Here is a 17,960-nt window from a genome sequence, read left to right as displayed (position 1 = left end):
GCTCATCACCTTCTTACTTTCAGACTGTTTCGCTCCTTCTCATTTTAGCATACCGCCCGCTTTCCTGCTCAGGCAGATTGACCAAAAATAGTCCTGATTTTTCCGAAAACCTAACGTTAAGATGTAAGGATAGCTTTTTTGATGCGCTTTCATTCCCTGTTTAAGCAAATCACGAACATTAAAGTGATAAATTGATTAAATCATTCACTTATTTATTGCAAGCTTTTGTGTGATTGGTTATAATAGTCGAGTGGTAAGCAAGGAAAGCATCTGAAATCATTTATTGTTACGGTTTCCTGTCGCTGCCGAAAAAAATTCAGATGGGAGATCTTTTCAAAATGGAAAATTTCTTTAAACTCAAAGAACACGGAACAACAGTTTCCACAGAAGTCGTTGCGGGGATCACAACTTTCTTCGCCATGTCGTATATCATTTTCGTCAATCCGGCAATCCTTTCTTTATCAGGGATGCCTAGCCAAGCAGTTTTCTTGGCAACAATCATTTCCGCTGCAGTCAGCACATTGGTAATGGGCCTATTCGCAAACGTACCTTACGCTTTAGCACCAGGTATGGGCTTGAACGCCTTCTTCACTTTCACTGTCGTCTTCTCACTTGGTTTCACTTGGCAAGAAGCTTTAGCCATGGTATTCATTTGTGGGATGGTCAACGTTCTGATCACAGTAACCAAAATCAGAAAAATGATCATCAAATCGATCCCTGAAAGCCTGCAGCACGCAATCAGCGGCGGTATCGGAATTTTCATCGCCTATATTGGGATCAAAAACGCCGGCTTCTTGGAATTCACTTCCGACGCCAGCACCATCACTGCAATCAATGGTGCTCCTTACGACGCAACTGCTGAGACTTTCACTGGCGGAGTAGGAACAGTCATGACTGGCGGCGGCATCGTCCCTGCCTTGGTCAATTTCACGCAAATGCCTGCTTTATTGGCTTTGATCGGTTTGGTCATCACGGCTGTACTGATGGTCAAAAACGTTCGTGGCGCGATCCTAATCGGAATCGTTGCGACTACTTTGTTGGGTATCCCGATGGGTGTTGTTGACATTTCAACAGCAAGCCTGCAAGCAAACTCGCTTGCAACAGCTGTTTCCGAATTAGGTGTAACATTCGGTGCTGCTTTCGGTTCAGAAGGCCTTTTGTCCTTGTTCTCCGATGTTTCCCAATTGCCTTTAGTTTTGATGACCATCTTCGCATTCAGCCTCTCCGACACTTTCGATACAATCGGTACGTTCATCGGAACGGGCCGTCGTACTGGCATCTTCTCTGAAGAAGATGAAAAAGCGCTTGAAGAAGGATCCGGATTCAGCTCGAAAATGGATAAAGCTTTATTCGCCGATTCTGTCGGTACAGTCATTGGTTCGATCTTCGGTACTTCAAATACTACTACTTACGTAGAAAGTGCTGCCGGTATCGGTGCTGGCGGACGTACAGGTTTGACTGCGGTTGTGGTTGCCGGCATGTTCATCATCAGTGCATTCTTCGCACCTCTGATCGGTGTTGTGCCTGCTGCGGCAACAGCTCCAGCTTTGATCCTTGTTGGTATTTTGATGATGGGTTCATTTACGGAAATCAACTGGCATGATCTGGAAGATGCAATCCCTGCTTTCTTCGCATCCATCTTCATGGGTCTTTCTTACAGCATTTCTTATGGTATCGCAGCTGGATTCTTCTTCTACTGCATTGTTAAAGTTGTAAAAGGAAAGTCGTACGAAATCCACCCGATCGTGTGGTTCTCTTCGGCATTATTCCTGGCTAACTTCATTATCCTGGCATTGCTTTAATGAAAATGGACACATTTCCGATTAATCGGAAATGTGTCCATTTTTTTAAATGTTTTCGTTTTCGGTAATAAATTGTTGCGATTAAATGATTTTGTCGATATAATAAATCCGAGTGTTAAACTGAATATCTCCATAGGGGAGTAACTAGCAGTACAAGGCTGTGGTAACGTCAACAATAAGTAGAGTAATCCTATCTGCTGGTGTTACCTTAAATAGTGAGACTTATGCATACAGTGTTGTCTGACGGACAATTTTATGCATAGGTCTCTTTTCATTTTAACACTACTACATTCAGGTCAAGAGAGGGGAAATACTGTGTCAAAAGAACAACTGAATAAAGCATTCTTCGCGCAAACGGAAGAGGAAGTCTTAACAGAACTTAATTCGACCAGGGGTGGACTTACGAAAGAGGAAGCCGCGAAGAGATTGGCTGAGTATGGCGAAAACGTACTAGAAGCAGGTGAGAAACGCACCTCTTTACAAAAATTCTTGGATCAATTCAAGGATTTCATGATTCTCGTTCTATTGGCTGCAGCTATCATTTCTGGTACTATCGGTCATGAAATCGCTGATGCTATCATCATCTTAGCTGTTGTTATCATCAACGCATTCCTAGGTGTCTTCCAAGAAAACAAGGCAGAAGAAGCGATCGAAGCTTTGAAGAAAATGGCTTCACCTCTTGCTAACGTAAAACGTGGCGGAGAAGTCATCCAAGTCAAGTCCGAATTACTTGTGCCTGGTGACATCATCGTATTGGAAGCCGGAGATGTTGTTCCTGCAGATATCCGCCTTTACGATGTAAATTCACTTAAAGTAGAAGAAGCTGCTTTGACTGGTGAGTCTGTACCGGTCGAAAAAGACTTGCGTGACGTTGAAACGGATGCTGCTTTGGGTGACCGCAAGAACATGGCATTCTCAAGCACAAACGTTACTTATGGCCGTGCGGAAGGTGTCGTTGTCCTTACAGGGATGAACACAGAAGTCGGACACATCGCAAACATGCTGCAAAACGCTGAAGAAAAGAAAACACCATTACAGATCAACCAAGACCAAATGGGTAAATCTTTGACAATTTTGATTTTGGTCGTCGCTGTACTGATGTTCATCATCGGATTCGTTTTCAATGACCGTCCTTGGTTGGATATGTTGATGGTTTCCATCTCCGTAGCAGTTGCCGCTATTCCTGAAGGTTTGCCTGCCATCACAACAATCATCTTGGCATTGGGTACGCAAAAAATGGCAAGCAGAAATGCGCTTGTCCGTAAATTGCCTGCTGTTGAAACATTGGGTGGTACTGAAGTCATCTGTTCCGACAAAACCGGTACATTGACTCAAAATAAAATGACGATCGAAAAAGTTTACTACGATGGCCAAGTCCACGATGCCGATGAAAACATCGACTTGGATTTGCCTGTCATGAAAATCATGAACTTCGCGAATGATACAAAAATCGCCAATGACAAATCATTGATTGGTGACCCTACTGAAACAGCAATGGTTCAATATGGTTTGGAAAAAGGTTTCGACCTTTCCGCTAAATTAGTTGATATGCCGCGTGTTGCTGAAGTTCCTTTTGAATCAGACCGTAAATTGATGTCAACGATCCACCCTGAAGGCAACCAATTCATGATCGCTACAAAAGGTGCTCCTGATGAATTGTTGAAACGTTGCACGCACATCATCAAAGCGGGCGTCATTTCACCAATCACTGATGCTGACAGAAATGCAATCCTGGACACTAACCACAGCTTGGCTATCCAAGCATTGCGCGTATTGGCAATGGCATTCAAAAACGTCGCTACTGTACCTGCAAAAATGACGACTGAAGCAGTCGAAACGGACTTAGTCTTTGCCGGTCTGATCGGTATGATCGACCCTGAGCGTCCGGAAGCTAAACAAGCGATTGCTCAAGCCAAAAAAGCTGGTATTCGCACTGTCATGATCACGGGTGACCACAGAGACACTGCTTCTGCTATCGCGACTCGTTTAGGTATCTTGGATGAAAACACTTCTGGTAAATCAGTCATCACTGGTGCTGAATTGAATGATATCTCTGATGATGATTTCTTGCGCACGGTTCAAAATTACTCTGTATACGCTCGTGTTTCTCCTGAGCACAAAGTACGTATCGTTAAAGCATGGCAAGACCAAGGTAAAGTTGTTGCCATGACTGGTGACGGCGTAAACGATGCACCATCATTGAAACAAGCAGATATCGGTATCGGTATGGGTATCACAGGTACGGAAGTATCTAAAGGCGCTTCCGATATGGTATTGGCTGATGATAACTTTGCTACAATCGTTCACGCGGTTGAAGAAGGACGTAAAGTTTTCGCAAACATCCAAAAAGCGGTTCAATACTTGCTTTCCGCTAACTTGGGTGAAGTATTAACATTATTCATCGCTACTGTTTTGGGATGGCAGATCCTTGAACCAATCCACTTGCTGTGGATCAACTTGGTTACGGACGTATTCCCTGCTATCGCATTAGGTTTGGAAGAAGCTGAGAAAGATGTTATGGAACAAGCACCTCGTGGCCGTTCTTCCAACTTCTTCTCGAACGGCGTATTCGCCAGCATGATTTACCAAGGTATCTATGAAGGTGCCATCACATTGTTCGTATTCTGGTTGGCAACTGGCTACTATGGCTTTGAACTGCACATTGGTGAAGCAATGGCCTTCTTGACATTAGGATTCATCCAATTGTCACATGCCTTCAACTGTAAGTCAGTCTTCAAATCATTGTTCTCGGTTAACCCGTTCGGCAATAAAATGTTCAACTATGCGATCCTGCTTTCCTTAGCATTGATGCTGATGGTAGCATTCACACCAGGATTGAACACAATCTTCGGCATCTACGACATGACTGGCCAGCAATGGATGATTGTTGTCGCAGCTGCATTGTCAGTAATCCCATTCGTTGAGATTATGAAAGCAATCTTGCGCGGTATCGGATACGACAAAAAAGTGAACCAAATCAAAGAATAATAAATGAATATGGAAAACCCCGTCGCAACTTGGTTGCGACGGGGTTTTCTTTTTCGTCTTTATTGCGTTCGGGTGCGTGGGTTCTGTGCGAGATAGCCCGCCAAAATGCGTTTGGCGGGCTATCTCACGGTGAAGTGTATCCAGTTTGCCCGCCGAAATGGTTTTGGCGGGTTATCTAGCGCGTTCTGTCGCGAATTGTCATGGCTCTTGCGATTTTTAATCGCTTAGAGACATGATACACTTGGTCGCTTGCGACCACAGTGCATCCTTCCCTATCTCATTGTCACAAACTCTTCTGCTCCGGTGGGATGGATGGCTACGGTGTTATCGAAGTCGGCTTTGGTGGCGCCCATTTTGATGGCTACCGCGAAGCCTTGGATCATTTCATCGACGCCGTAGCCGATGCCGTGGAGGCCAATGACTTTTTCATTTTCTCCTACGCAGACCAGTTTCATCTTCACAAGCTGGCGATAGGCTGTAACGGCCGTGTACATAGATGCGAAGGTGGATTTGTATACTTTCACCTGATCGGCGCCAAACTTCTCTATGGCGTCTTTTTCGCTCAATCCGATGCTGCCGATTGGCGGGTGGCTGAAGATTACGGTCGGGATGTTATCGTAGTCCAATTTTTCGTTCGGCTTGTTGTTGAACAACCTTTCCGAAAGTCTGCGTCCGGCTGCAATCGCTACAGGCGTCAGCATGTTCTTGCCGGTTACGTCCCCGACTGCATAGATGCCGTCAACGGAGCTGTTCTCGTATTCATCGACGATGATGAATTTTTTATCGCTGACTTTAACATCAGTTGCTTCAATGTTCAGCCCGTCGATGTTGGCGGTCCGGCCGATCGCCCAGATGATTTTATCGAAAACTTCTGCTCTGCCGTCCTCTAGATGGAGCGTTAAAGTGCCGTCCGCATTCTTTTCAACAGATTTTGAAACAGCGTGGGTGTGCAACGTCGGTCCATCATTTTCGATTTCCTGCATCAAGCCTTCGATGATGATGTCATCGTATTTGCGCAGCGGTGTGTCGTAGCGGACATACAGATGCGTATCCACGCCCAAATTGTGCAGAACACCGGCCAATTCGATAGCGATGTATCCAGCACCGACGACAGCGACTTTCTCCGGCAGTTCGGTCCATTCGAAGAACGTATCAGAAACATCACCGAGTTTTGCGCCATGAATTCGCGGACGAATCGGTTTTGCGCCTGTCGCAATCAGGATATGTTTGGAGCGGATCAGCTCCCCGTTCACTTCAACGGTATGGTTGTCGACAAATTTGGCGAAGCCCTCGATCACATCGACATTGCGGCGTTCAAAGCCTACTTGATAGGAGTTGCGGGAGCGCTCGACGTAGGCATCCCGGTTCTTCAATAAGGTCGGGAAGTCGATTTTATGCGCTCCAGTATCGAACCCGTAATCCGGTCCGTATTTGTGGATCGTCTCGGATATTTGGGACGCATACCACATGATTTTTTTCGGTACACAACCGATGTTCACGCAGGTTCCTCCCAATAAATTCCCTTCAATAACAGCTGTTTTGGCACCATATTCTGCCGCACGGTTCATCGTGGCGATGCCGCCGCTGCCTCCTCCGATGGCAATAAAATCATATTCCCTCATCATGTTCCTCCCAATAATATCTATGTATTCTTATTTATTTTTTCTTTCTTCCAACCAGACACAACCGATCGTCTGCGAGGCCGGCAAAATAGCCTGATAACGGCCATGGTTATCGTATGCTTTATAGAAAAGCTTTCCGTCTTCGTTGTAGCCGTATGCATAGACGACCACCCAATGGTTCTTGTACTTGCTGTTGAAAAGCCGCGTCGTTCCGACGATGACAGGAACCGGATCCGGGCGATCCAACAACGCCGGAACGATTTTTTCCGTAATCAGGCCCGATTTTACGGTCCAATCCGGAATATCCGCCAGCAAGGATTTCAGTCCGTGCTGCACATCCCAAAAGAAGGTCCCTTTGTAAGGCAGAAATTCGTCAACGACCGTCAGCAGACCCGCCAACAACGTATCTTTATCTAGGGAATGCTTGTATTTATGCAGAACCGCATCGTGTACGAGCACGGCGCTGCAGTAGGTTCCGCAGATTCCCGGGCTGCCGCTGTTGATCCAACTGCGGTACTTCGCGAATCGTGACGGTTTCAGGCCGTGCCACTTCTTGGGAAAATTCTTTTTGGACTGAAGCTCTTTATCTGTATGATTTGACGTCATGACAAATTCCTTTCTATATGAAGCGCATAAGGCTATCTTTTGATTATACACCCAGTCAGCTGATTAAATGGAAGAGGATGCTCACGGCCCCTGAGACCAGTATCAGCCAAATCGAATCGATTTTCGTGGCCCGGAGCGCATAGAGTGCCGCCAGGAAGATGGCCACCGCCAGGAAATTGATGGTGACGCCGCCGATTGCTGTACCGCCTGATTGGAATAAGGCAGCCACGAAGAGCGCCAAACCTGCTGCGGCAATCAAAGCCACTACAGCCGGCCGGAGCCCGCCGAGGATGCCTTGCATAATTTTGATGTCGCGGTACTTATAGTAGGCCCATGCCAGAATCAGCGAGAGGATGATCGAAGGCGTGACCGTACCGAGCGTCGCGATGATGGCCCCCGCAAAACCGCCCACCTTGGTGCCCACGAAAGTCGCCGAATTGATGGCGATCGGACCCGGGGTGATCTGTGAAATCGTGATGATGTCCGTGTATTCCTGCATCGTCAGCCAGCCTTGGTTCACGACAATTTCATTCCGGATCAGCGGCAAAGATGCGTACCCTCCACCTATCGTGAACAGACCGATTTGGAAAAAGGACCAGAATAATTGCAAATAGATCATTTGATCGCCCCTTTCTTCTCATGGTAGCTCAGGTTGATGAAACCGATCAGCCCGGCCAAGAAAATGATCAGAACGACGTGGACATCGAAAAAGTAAGAAGCTACAAATGCCGCAATCAACAGCAAGGTGTTGATGATGTCCTTTTGTTTGACTACGCCGCTGACCATGCCTATGACAACATTGACGATGACTGCCGCCACACCGGCCTGCATCCCAATCATCAATGCATCCACGATCGGATTTTCCCGGAAATTCATGTAAAAATAGGAAATGAGCGTGATGATGATAAGCGGCGGCGTAACCGTCCCGAAGACAGTCACTAATGCCCCCAGCAATCCCGCCATGCGGTAGCCGACCAAAATCGACGTGTTGACGGCGATTGCACCCGGCGCGGACTGCCCCAAGGCTACCAGATCCAACATCTCATCCGCCTCGATCCACTTGAGTTCTTCCACGAATTTTTTTTGCATCAACGGCACGATCACATACCCGCCGCCGAAGGTAAACGCACTCAGCACAAACGTTGATTTGAACAGCATCCAAAACAATCGGCCTGACTTTTCTTTATTTGCCAAAGACTCTCCCCACCTCTTCTTCAATTTCATCTCATCTACCTTTGATTCTACCAAAATTGACCATCGATGTAAAAAGAACGAATCGACAAATGCGCGTTGGGACAGGTCTCGGGCATGATTAGGCAGCGATCATTCCAATAGGATTTTCTTAAGAATGTTCAAAATAAATTGAAAATGCTGTTGCTTCGTGTATAGTTAGATTAGAACATTAGAATAATATAGAACTATTTTTGGAGGAGTGAATCACTATCGAAGCTTGGATTCAAAGTATTATGGAGCAATTTGGCTACTTCGGTGTAGCATTTTTGATTATGATCGAAAATCTTTTTCCACCGATCCCTTCTGAAGTCATCTTGACTTTCGGCGGCTTTATGACAACCACAACGGATCTCAATATTCCCTTGATGATCGTTGCCGCAACAATCGGTGCAGTAGTAGGTGCTGCGATTCTTTACGGTGTTGGTACGCTTTTGGATGTCGAACGATTGGATAAGATTGTCGACAAGTACGGCACCATTCTGCGCATCTCGCATGAGGATATCCACAAAGCTGATTCGTGGTTCGATCGCTACGGTTTTTGGACCGTCTTCTTTTGCCGCTTCGTGCCGTTGATCAGGAGCTTGATTTCTTTACCAGCCGGCATGGCGAATATGAGCTTTGGCCTTTTCCTTCTGTTCACGACTGTCGGTACCGTCATCTGGAACACCATCCTGATCTACTTGGGCGCGGCGGTTGGCTCGCAATGGGAAATGATCGTCCATTACATGGATATCTATTCCAACATCGCTTATGTGATTATCGCTATGATCGGAATTGCCGTCATCATTTGGTATATCCGCAAAAGAAAACAGACCGTTAAAGCAGATTAAGAAATACTGGCCATCCTCCACTCGGAAGATGGCTTTTCTTGTTTTTCGGGTGAAATATCGTATACTATATGTAAGAAAGTCCAACCAATAAGCCAGTTTCCCCGAAAGGTCACTTGCGGTTAATTATATAGAAAGAAAGGGATTACATTATGAAATTCACTTTTACCGATTCCGCCATCGCGGAAATCCAAAAACGCTACGACCTCAAGGACATCAGCCTGTTCTATGCGGTCGGCGAAGATTGCGGCTGCCCAAGCACCGGCATCTTCATGCTGAAGGTCAATGATGCTGGAATGGCAGAATATGATGCCTTAATCGAAACGAACATCGGCCCAGTGCCTGCCCAAAAATGGGCATTGGTTTTCCTCGACAGCGACAATGTTGTTGACTTTAATGCCAGCAAGCATGCTTTCCAACTGAAAAGCGAACGTGGCTCCCTGAACATGAACCTGCTTTTGGAACAGACCGTCGCACAATAAACCCTATACACACAGAACAGCCCCCACCTATCCATTTTAGGATAAGCGGGGGCTGTTCTTTTATGAAAGGAAATTAGTACTTCACCTTTATCACTCTTGCGGCGCGCACTTCATCCAGTCGTCTGACCGGTGTGCGATGCGGTGCTTGTGTGACGTTTTCCGGTGATTCGGCGGCTTCGCGTGCGATCGCGATCAGCGCGTCCGCGAAGTCATCGAGCGTTTCTTTGCTTTCGGTTTCCGTCGGTTCGATCATCAGCGCTTCCTCGACAATCAGCGGGAAATAGACAGTCGGAGCGTAGTAGCCGTAATCCAATAAGCGTTTGGCTATGTCCAAAGTGCGCACGCCGCTCTTTTTCTGGCGGTTGCCGGAAAGGACGAATTCGTGTTTGCAGATGACCGGATAAGGCGTATCGAAGTCATTTTCGAGAAGCTTGCGCAGGTAATTGGCATGCAGCACGGCGCTCTCGGAAACTTTGCGCAAGCCGATCGGACCCATCGTGCGGATGTAGGTGTACGCCCGCACAAGGACGCCGAAATTGCCGTAATAGCCTTTGACCGGGCCGATTGAAGCCGGATGGTCGCTATTCAGCACATAGCCCTCTTCGGTCTGCTCAACTCTCGGGATCGGCAGGAATTCCTTCAAGTAAGCTTTTACGCCTACCGGACCGGCTCCCGGTCCGCCGCCGCCATGCGGTGTGCTGAAGGTCTTGTGCAAATTCAGGTGGACGATATCGAAGCCCATCGTGCCCGGCGTAGTTTTGCTGAGGATGGCATTCAGGTTCGCGCCGTCGTAATACAGCAATCCGCCAACTCCATGGATGATTTCGGCAATCTGAACGATGTCGCGCTCAAATAGACCCAACGTATTCGGATTCGTCAGCATCAGGGCTGCGGCCTGATCATCGACTGCATTGCGCAAGGCTTCAAGATCGACCAAGCCTTCAGCAGTCGATGGGATGCTAACCACATCGAAGCCAGCGATATGCGCGCTGGATGGATTGGTCCCATGGGCGCTGTCCGGCACAAAGACTTTCGTGCGCTGCAGATCGCCATTTTTCTCATGGTAAGCCCGCACCATCATCAATCCGGTCCATTCGCCGTGTGCTCCGGCTGCCGGTTGCAGGGAAACGCCGTCCATTCCGGTGATGACCGCCAGATTTTCCTGCAGTTCATGCATCAGTTGTAGTGCGCCTTGGACGGTTTCCACTGGTTGATACGGGTGGATATTGGCGAAACCGTCCAAGCGGGCGGTCACCTCATTGATTTTCGGGTTGTATTTCATCGTGCAGGATCCCAGCGGATAAAAGCCATTTTCCACGCCGAAGTTGTCCTGGGATAGATTGGTGTAATGGCGCATGAGCTGTAGTTCGCTGATTTCCGGCAGCTCGGCCGGCTGTTTGCGGACAAGATGCTCCGGCAGTTTGGCTTTGAAATCCGTTTTGGGGACATCGCTGTTCGGCAAGCTGTAGCCGACGCGACCCGGACGGCTTAATTCAAAAATCACATTTTTCGTTTTACGCATGGTTCATGCCCTCCAATACCGCAATGAATCGGTCGATTTCTTCCTTCGTGCGTTTTTCGGTGGCACAAACCAGCAGCTGATTCGGTTTTTTATAAGTTTCCGCCAAACTGTAGCCGCCGATGATGCCCGCCTCCAGCAAAGCCTGGTTCGCTTCTTCGGCCGGGAAAGGTAGATAGATGACGAATTCATTGAAGAATGGCGATTGGTTCAGGATAGCGAAGCCTTTAGCCTGCAAAGCTTGGGCAAAATAAGCCGCTTTGTCGACATTCAGCTGCGCCATTTCCTGGACTCCTTGCTTCCCGAGGGCCGCCATGCAGACGGCGGAAGCCAATGCGTTCAAGGCTTGATTCGAACTCATGTAGGAGGTCGCTTTTTCGCGGCGGATATGCTGCTCCCGGCTCTGGAGCGTCAAGACAAAAGCGCGCTCTCCTTCGGCATCCACGGTTTCGCCGACGATTCTGCCGGGAACTTTGCGGATATGCTTTTGATTCACGGAAAAATAACCGCAGTGCGGGCCGCCGAAGGACATCGGCAAACCGAATGGCTGCGTGTCGCCGACGACGATATCCGCACCTAGTTTGCCGGGCGCTTCAAGGATTCCCAACGCCAACGGATTGGCCATCACGATCAACAGCGCCCCTTTGTCTTCGGCAATCTTTTTGACGACAGCCAAATCTTCAACCGATCCGAAGAAGTTCGGGTACTGGACAACGATCGCCGCGGTATCCGGAGTCGTCAGGCATCTTGTGACGTTAAAATTGGTAACGTCCTTCTCCATCAACACTTCGATGACTTCCAGTCCGCGACCTTTTGCGGCGGAGTGGATGACGGCACGAGCATTGGGATGTACCGCCTGTGAGAGGACGATTTCGTTCCGTTTCGTGACTGCCGCTGCTAAACCGACCGCCTCGCTCAAGGAAGCAAACCCATCATATAAGGAAGAGTTTGTCGCTTCCATCCCAGTCAATTCGCTGATCATCGATTGGAATTCAAAAATCGCCTGCAGCTCCCCTTGACTGGCTTCCGCCTGATAAGGCGTATAGGCCGTATAAAATTCGGAGCGCGAAATCACTGCGTCGACCACGCTCGGGATGTAATGATCGTAAGTACCCGCACCCATGAAGATTGGCATCTGCCCGGCACTGACATTTTTACCGGCCAAATCTTTCATCTGCTTCAATAGTTCCGATTCGGAGACGGCAGCCGGAATCGCCAACGCCTCTTTCAGACGGATATCTTCAGGAATATCCGTGAACAGGTCTTCCATGCTCTCGACCCCGATGACAGCCAGCATTTTCTTTTCGTCTTCGGCTGTATCCGGTAAATAACGGAATTGCTCCTCAGTCATTTATGCTTCCTCCTCGGCCACGAAGGCTTCGTATTCATCGTAGCTCAACAATTCATCCAACTCGCTGGCATCGTTCAAACGCAGTTCGTACATCCAGCCGCCTGCAAAAGCTTCCGCATTGACGGTTTCTGGTGCATCAGCCAAAGCTTCATTTTGCTTGATCACTGTGCCGGACACCGGCGCGTAGACTTCCGAGACGGATTTTACGGATTCGACCGTCACCGCTTCGTCCCCTTTGGCCAATTCCGCATCCAGATCGACTACGAAATCCACGAAAACGATGTCACCCAGTTGTTCCGCCGCATGTTCCGTGATGCCGATGCGTACCGTATCATCCGTGATTTTTTCTACCCATTCATGCTCTTTTGTGTAATAAAATTTTTTGTGGTCTGCCATTTTAATCATCCTTCCGCGCGGTGCGCTGGTGTATTGTTTTTTTCATTAGTATGAGTGCTTATTTATTTCGTTTATAAAATGGTTTGGGTATGATTGTCGCTTGGATGCGTTTGTTGCGTATTTCGATCTGGATTTCTGTGCCGATGGCGGCCGCTGCCGACTTCATCAAGGCCATCCCGATGCTTTTCTTCAGGGTCGGCGATTGCGTACCGGATGTGACGACACCGATCTCCTCTCCGTCCGAGGAAAAGACCTTGTAACCTTCGCGGGGGATTCCTCTTTCGGTTGCTTCGAAACCGACGATCTTTTCGGTTGGTCCGTTTTCGCGGATTGCCGTCAAAGCCGCTTTGCCGATAAAGTCGCTCGTTTTTTTCGTACTGACCGCAAATCCCAGACCCGCTGTCAATGGAGTGATCTCCTCCGACAATTCATGCCCGTAGAGAGGCATTCCTGCTTCCAAGCGCAGCGTGTCCCGGGAACCGAGTCCGCAAGGCAACAACCCATAGGCTTCCCCGGTTGCCAAAAGTTTTTCCCACAAAGACGCGGTCTGCCCGCTCGCCAAATACAATTCAAAACCGTCTTCACCGGTATAGCCCGTCCTTGAAATCAGGACATGCGGAATGCCCGCCACTTCCTGATCCTCGATGAAATGGTAATTTCCGATGGCATCCAAATCGGCGTCCGACATTTCCTTGAGAATTTTGATGGCTGCTGGTCCTTGCAAGGCAAGCAGGCCGATGCTGTCGGAAATATTTTTGAGGATTGCTTTCGATCCGTTGTTCTCTTGCATCCACGCATAGACTTTATCCGTGTTTGATGCATTGCAGACCAACTGGTAACTTTCTTTGTCCATTTTGAAGAGGATGATATCATCTACTGCCCCGCCATCCGGATAACACATGATATTGTATTGGGCTTGGCCGATGGTCATCACGCTGACATCATTCGTCAGCAATCCATTCAGGTAGCTTTCCGCTTCCCCGCCGGATATTTCAATCTCTCCCATATGCGAACAATCGAACAGTCCGGCGCGTTCACGTACGGCTTCATGTTCGGCAAGAATTCCAGAAAATTGGATCGGCATCTCCCATCCCCCGAAATCAATCAGCTTCACGCCATTCGCTTTATAATATTCAAATAATGGCGTGCGTTTGCCTATCGTTGGTTCACTCACGTACAAATCCCCCTTTTCTTTTCTGCATTCCGCATTTTTTACGACTGTTTTTCGTGTTTCCGTCACATTAATGTGTAACCGCTTCACGTCCCTTTGTTATCTATTTTAGCATAGAGAACGGGCAAAACACTCTCATGAAAGATTGTTCGCATTAAACGCAAAACCATTCTCATAATAGCACGGGTCATTTTAAAATACGAAAAATATGCTTACATTACGAATAAACACTGCTTAAATAGTTCGTATTTTGCCCAAAATACGACATTTCACCCAATTATTAACAGATTCTTAAAAAGGTAGTTGTAAACAAGCAGAATAATGTGTAAAATGAATAATTAAAAAGATATAATTGATTTCTCTCGCCAAATTTTCATCTTTGGCGGAAATCACGAATCATTTTTAATCATTGTATAAGAAATGTTTCTGAATTTAATAAACTGGCGAGGTGGAAATATTGAAAAAAGTTTTGGTTGCAAATCGCGGCGAAATCGCGATACGTGTATTTCGTGCACTGACTGAACTGAAAATCCCTACTGTTGGCGTTTATGCGCAAGAGGATGAAGGTTCTGTGCACCGTTTTAAAGCAGATGAAGCCTATTTGGTCGGAAAAGGCAAAAAGCCTATCGACGCCTATCTGGACATCGAAGACCTGATCCGCATCGCTAAAGAATCTGGTGCAGACGGCATTCATCCTGGATATGGTTTCTTATCTGAAAATATCGACTTCGCTAGACGTTGCCAAGAAGAAGGCATCAAATTCATCGGCCCTTCTTTGGAACACCTGGACATTTTTGGCGATAAAATCAAAGCAAAAGTTGCAGCTGTGGAAGCCGGCATCCAGTCAATCCCTGGTTCGGACGGTCCAGTCGCAAACATCGACGAAGTAATTCAGTTTGCGGAAACCTACTCTTATCCGATCATGATCAAAGCGGCTTTAGGCGGCGGCGGACGCGGCATGCGTATGGCCTTCAACGAACAAGAAGCCCGCGAAGGTTTCGAAAGAGCCCGCAGTGAAGCTTTGGCCGCATTCGGCAGCGATGAAATTTATGTTGAAAAATATATCCAAGATCCAAAGCACATCGAAATTCAGATTTTAGGGGATGAGCATGGCAACATCGTTCACCTTTACGAGCGCGACTGCTCCGTGCAACGCCGCCATCAAAAAGTTGTCGAAGTGGCACCATGCGTTTCCATGTCGGATCAAGTCCGCCATGAAATCTGCAACTCTGCACTTCAATTGATGAAACACGTCGGCTATGTGAATGCCGGAACTGTTGAATTCCTTTTGGAAGGCGATCAATTCTACTTCATCGAAGTGAATCCGCGTGTCCAAGTGGAGCACACAATCACAGAATTGATCACAGGAGTCGATATCGTGCAATCACAGATCCTGATCGCCCAAGGTCAAGATCTGCATAAAGAAATCGGCATCCCGCAACAGGCAAATATCCCGTTGATCGGCGCTGCTATCCAATGCCGGATCACGACGGAAGATCCGTTGAACAATTTCTTCCCTGATACCGGAAAAATCAACACTTACCGTTCTCCAGGCGGCTTCGGAATCCGTTTGGATGCTGGTAATGGATTCCAAGGTACGGTCGTAACACCGTTCTTCGACTCGTTATTGGTTAAATTATGCGTACATGCTTCGACATTCGATCAAGCTGTCCGCAAAATGGAACGTTCCCTGATTGAATTCCGTATCCGTGGCGTGAAAACGAACATTCCGTTCATGTTCAACGTCATTACGCACCCGATTTTTGTATCAGGCGATGCGAAAACAACGTTCATCGACACGACGCCGGAATTGTTCGAATTCCCTAAAACGCGCGACCGTGGTAACAAAACGATGCAGTACATCGGAAACATAACCGTCAACGGCTTCCCGGGCATCCAAAAAGGCCACAAGAAGTTTTATGACAAGCCTAGAATCCCGACTGATATTGTCGTGCCGGAACAAAAAATCATCACAGCCAAAAACATTTTGGATGAAAAAGGCCCTGCAGCAGTGAGCCAATGGATCAAAGACCAAAACCGTGTGCTCTTGACGGATACGACTTTCCGTGACGCGCACCAAAGCTTGTTGGCTACCCGTATCCGCACAAACGAGATGCAAGCAATCGCAGCCGAAACGCAAGCAGCGATTCCGCAATTGTTCTCTTCGGAAATGTGGGGAGGAGCTACCTTCGACGTTGCCTACCGCTTCCTGAGCGAAGATCCTTGGAAACGATTGAAGAAACTGCGCTCGCAAATGCCGGATACTCTATTGCAGATGCTTTTCCGTGGATCGAATGCAGTCGGATACCAAAACTATCCCGACAACGGTTTGGAAGAGTTCATCAGACTTGCCGCTAAAAACGGGATCGACGTTTTCCGTATCTTCGACAGCTTGAACTGGACGAAGCAGATGGAAAGAAGCATCCAGTACGTACGCGACAACAACAAGATCGCCGAAGCAGCCATCTGCTACACGGGCGATATCAATGATCCTTCACAAACGAAATACACGATCCAATACTACAAAGAGATGGCCAAAGAGCTTGAATCTTTGGGCGCACACGTCATCGCAATCAAGGATATGGCAGGACTTTTGAAACCGCAAGCGGCTTATCGTCTGATCAGTGAGCTTAAGGATACCGTCGATCTGCCGATCCATCTGCATACGCATGATACAAGCGGAAACGGCATCTACACGTACTCAGAAGCGATCAAAGCCGGCGTCGACATCGTAGACGTGGCCATGAGTGCCATGAGCGGTACGACCAGCCAACCGAGCATCAGCAGCTTGTACTATGCTTTGGAAGGTTCTGAGCACGAGCCGGACATCAACATCCATAACGTGCACAAAATCAACCGTTATTGGGAAGATATCCGTGACTACTACGAAGAATTCGAAGGCGGCATCCAAACGACTTCAACAGAAGTCTACGACCACCAAATGCCGGGCGGACAATACACGAACCTGCAACAACAGGCAAATGCTGTCGGCTTGAACGACGAGTGGGATAAAGTCAAAGAAATGTATGCTGACGTGAACAAAATGTTCGGCGACATCGTCAAAGTGACACCATCATCCAAGGTTGTCGGCGATATGGCCCTCTTCATGGTCCAAAACAAATTGAATGAAGAAGATGTCTACGCAAAAGGCGAAACCATCGACTTCCCTGAATCCGTGATCAGCTTCTTCAAGGGCGACTTGGGTCAACCTACAGGCGGATTCCCTGAAAGATTGCAGGAAATCATCCTGAAAGGCAAACAAGCCATCACAGTAAGACCAGGCAGCCTGCGTGAGCCGATCGACTTCGTTGCCTTGAAAGCCGAGTTGGAGGAAAAAATCCAACGTCCAGCCAGCGATGAAGATGTCATCAGCTACTTGATGTACCCGCAAATCTTCCTGGATTATATCGCAGTCTACGATAAGTTCGGCGATGTCACAAAACTTGACACCCCTACTTTCTTCCACGGCATGCGTATGGGCGAGCAGATCGAAGTACAGATCGAAAAGGGCAAAACCTTGATCATCAAATTGAACTCGATCGGTGAACCTGATTCGGACGGAATGCGCATCCTTTACTTCGACCTGAATGGCCAAGGCCGTGAAATTGAAGTCAAAGACATGTCCATCACCAGCACGAAAGCGATCCGCAAAAAAGCGGAACCTACCAACAAAGAACACGTCGGCGCAACAATGCCGGGTTCTGTATTGGAAGTTCTCGTCAAACGCGGCGACCGCGTATCGCAAGGCGATCCAGTCGTGATCACAGAAGCGATGAAGATGGAAACGATGATCCGTTCCACAATCAACGGTGTCGTCGATCAGATCTATGTCATCGACGGCGATCAGATCGAAGCCGGAGACCTCTTGATCGAGATCGAAGCAAAATAAAAAAACAGAAAAGCGGAACGGGTTCGTTCAGCCCTGAATGAATTTTAGGAAATCGTACCGCCTGAGCATCGAAG

General features: G+C 47.9%; 13 protein-coding genes. 5 read left to right on the top strand and 8 right to left on the bottom strand.

Features of this window, described 5'->3' with window-relative positions:
• Nucleotides 1-338: 338 nt before the first annotated feature.
• Together AC0J5I_RS09285 and AC0J5I_RS09280 are read left to right on the top strand one after the other, a co-directional pair.
• Nucleotides 339-1,802, top strand: a complete 1,464-nt coding sequence (locus tag AC0J5I_RS09285; RefSeq protein ID WP_475299547.1) for an NCS2 family permease — start codon at nucleotides 339-341, stop codon at nucleotides 1,800-1,802.
• A 315-nt stretch (nucleotides 1,803-2,117) separates the two neighbouring features.
• Nucleotides 2,118-4,790: a cation-translocating P-type ATPase gene (locus tag AC0J5I_RS09280; protein ID WP_475299546.1), complete on the top strand. Its 2,673-nt coding sequence runs from the start codon at nucleotides 2,118-2,120 to the stop codon at nucleotides 4,788-4,790.
• Between the two features lie 272 nt (nucleotides 4,791-5,062).
• Here AC0J5I_RS09280 and gorA read toward each other — a convergent pair whose 3' ends face one another.
• Genes gorA through AC0J5I_RS09260 form a run of 4 tightly spaced genes read right to left on the bottom strand, consistent with a single transcriptional unit; the run spans nucleotide 5,063 to nucleotide 8,212 of the window.
• A complete protein-coding gene (gene gorA / locus AC0J5I_RS09275) occupies nucleotides 5,063-6,412 on the bottom strand; it encodes a glutathione-disulfide reductase (RefSeq protein ID WP_475299545.1) in 1,350 nt (449 codons plus the stop codon).
• 30 nt (nucleotides 6,413-6,442) lie between these two features.
• Nucleotides 6,443-7,018, bottom strand: coding sequence for a dihydrolipoamide dehydrogenase (locus AC0J5I_RS09270; protein WP_475299544.1), 576 nt, complete (start codon nucleotides 7,016-7,018; stop codon nucleotides 6,443-6,445).
• Nucleotides 7,019-7,073: 55 nt separating this feature from the next.
• Complete coding sequence (locus AC0J5I_RS09265; RefSeq protein ID WP_475299543.1) at nucleotides 7,074-7,637, bottom strand: chromate transporter; 564 nt, start codon at nucleotides 7,635-7,637, stop codon at nucleotides 7,074-7,076.
• Nucleotides 7,634-8,212, bottom strand: a complete 579-nt coding sequence (locus AC0J5I_RS09260; RefSeq protein WP_475299542.1) for a chromate transporter — start codon at nucleotides 8,210-8,212, stop codon at nucleotides 7,634-7,636. Before AC0J5I_RS09260 ends, AC0J5I_RS09265 begins: the two co-directional genes overlap by 4 nt.
• Nucleotides 8,213-8,484: 272 nt before the next feature.
• Between AC0J5I_RS09260 and AC0J5I_RS09255 the strand changes: the two genes are divergently transcribed.
• Both AC0J5I_RS09255 and AC0J5I_RS09250 read left to right on the top strand, forming a co-directional pair.
• Nucleotides 8,485-9,081, top strand: coding sequence for a DedA family protein (locus tag AC0J5I_RS09255; RefSeq protein ID WP_475299541.1), 597 nt, complete (start codon nucleotides 8,485-8,487; stop codon nucleotides 9,079-9,081).
• A gap of 149 nt (nucleotides 9,082-9,230) precedes the next feature.
• Nucleotides 9,231-9,560, top strand: coding sequence for an iron-sulfur cluster biosynthesis family protein (locus AC0J5I_RS09250; RefSeq protein WP_475299540.1), 330 nt, complete (start codon nucleotides 9,231-9,233; stop codon nucleotides 9,558-9,560).
• A 73-nt stretch (nucleotides 9,561-9,633) separates the two neighbouring features.
• Here the strand turns inward: AC0J5I_RS09250 and gcvPB are convergent, their stop codons facing one another.
• Genes gcvPB through gcvT form a run of 4 tightly spaced genes read right to left on the bottom strand, consistent with a single transcriptional unit; the run spans nucleotide 9,634 to nucleotide 14,000 of the window.
• Nucleotides 9,634-11,082 (bottom strand): aminomethyl-transferring glycine dehydrogenase subunit GcvPB, encoded by a 1,449-nt coding sequence (gene gcvPB / locus AC0J5I_RS09245; protein ID WP_475299539.1) that lies wholly within the window; start codon nucleotides 11,080-11,082, stop codon nucleotides 9,634-9,636.
• Nucleotides 11,075-12,430 carry an aminomethyl-transferring glycine dehydrogenase subunit GcvPA gene (gene gcvPA, locus AC0J5I_RS09240; RefSeq protein ID WP_475299538.1) on the bottom strand — a complete coding sequence of 452 codons (1,356 nt, stop codon included), beginning with the start codon at nucleotides 12,428-12,430 and terminating at the stop codon, nucleotides 11,075-11,077. The genes gcvPB and gcvPA overlap by 8 nt, the downstream gene beginning before the upstream one ends.
• Complete coding sequence (gene gcvH / locus AC0J5I_RS09235) at nucleotides 12,431-12,826, bottom strand: glycine cleavage system protein GcvH (protein WP_475299537.1); 396 nt, start codon at nucleotides 12,824-12,826, stop codon at nucleotides 12,431-12,433. It lies immediately after the preceding gene.
• A gap of 58 nt (nucleotides 12,827-12,884) precedes the next feature.
• Nucleotides 12,885-14,000, bottom strand: coding sequence for a glycine cleavage system aminomethyltransferase GcvT (gene gcvT / locus AC0J5I_RS09230; protein ID WP_475299536.1), 1,116 nt, complete (start codon nucleotides 13,998-14,000; stop codon nucleotides 12,885-12,887).
• Nucleotides 14,001-14,454: 454 nt separating this feature from the next.
• Here gcvT and AC0J5I_RS09225 point away from each other — a divergent pair, with 454 nt between their 5' ends.
• Complete coding sequence (locus AC0J5I_RS09225; RefSeq protein WP_475299535.1) at nucleotides 14,455-17,886, top strand: pyruvate carboxylase; 3,432 nt, start codon at nucleotides 14,455-14,457, stop codon at nucleotides 17,884-17,886.
• Nucleotides 17,887-17,960: the final 74 nt, after the last annotated feature.

It is taken from the genome of Trichococcus sp. TS_SC_9, from assembly GCF_056156325.1.
Note: the sequence above shows the minus strand (reverse complement) of the source record. Positions and strands in the feature narration are given on the sequence as shown.

Coding starts and splice junctions, on each gene's coding strand:
- AC0J5I_RS09285 (WP_475299547.1), top strand. CDS start 339: ATGGAAAATTTCTTTAAACTCAAAGAACACGGAACAACAGTTTCCACA.
- gcvH (WP_475299537.1), bottom strand. CDS start 12,826: ATGGCAGACCACAAAAAATTTTATTACACAAAAGAGCATGAATGGGTA.
- gcvPA (WP_475299538.1), bottom strand. CDS start 12,430: ATGACTGAGGAGCAATTCCGTTATTTACCGGATACAGCCGAAGACGAA.
- gorA (WP_475299545.1), bottom strand. CDS start 6,412: ATGAGGGAATATGATTTTATTGCCATCGGAGGAGGCAGCGGCGGCATC.
- AC0J5I_RS09270 (WP_475299544.1), bottom strand. CDS start 7,018: ATGACGTCAAATCATACAGATAAAGAGCTTCAGTCCAAAAAGAATTTT.
- AC0J5I_RS09265 (WP_475299543.1), bottom strand. CDS start 7,637: ATGATCTATTTGCAATTATTCTGGTCCTTTTTCCAAATCGGTCTGTTC.
- gcvPB (WP_475299539.1), bottom strand. CDS start 11,082: ATGCGTAAAACGAAAAATGTGATTTTTGAATTAAGCCGTCCGGGTCGC.
- AC0J5I_RS09250 (WP_475299540.1), top strand. CDS start 9,231: ATGAAATTCACTTTTACCGATTCCGCCATCGCGGAAATCCAAAAACGC.
- AC0J5I_RS09255 (WP_475299541.1), top strand. CDS start 8,485: ATGGAGCAATTTGGCTACTTCGGTGTAGCATTTTTGATTATGATCGAA.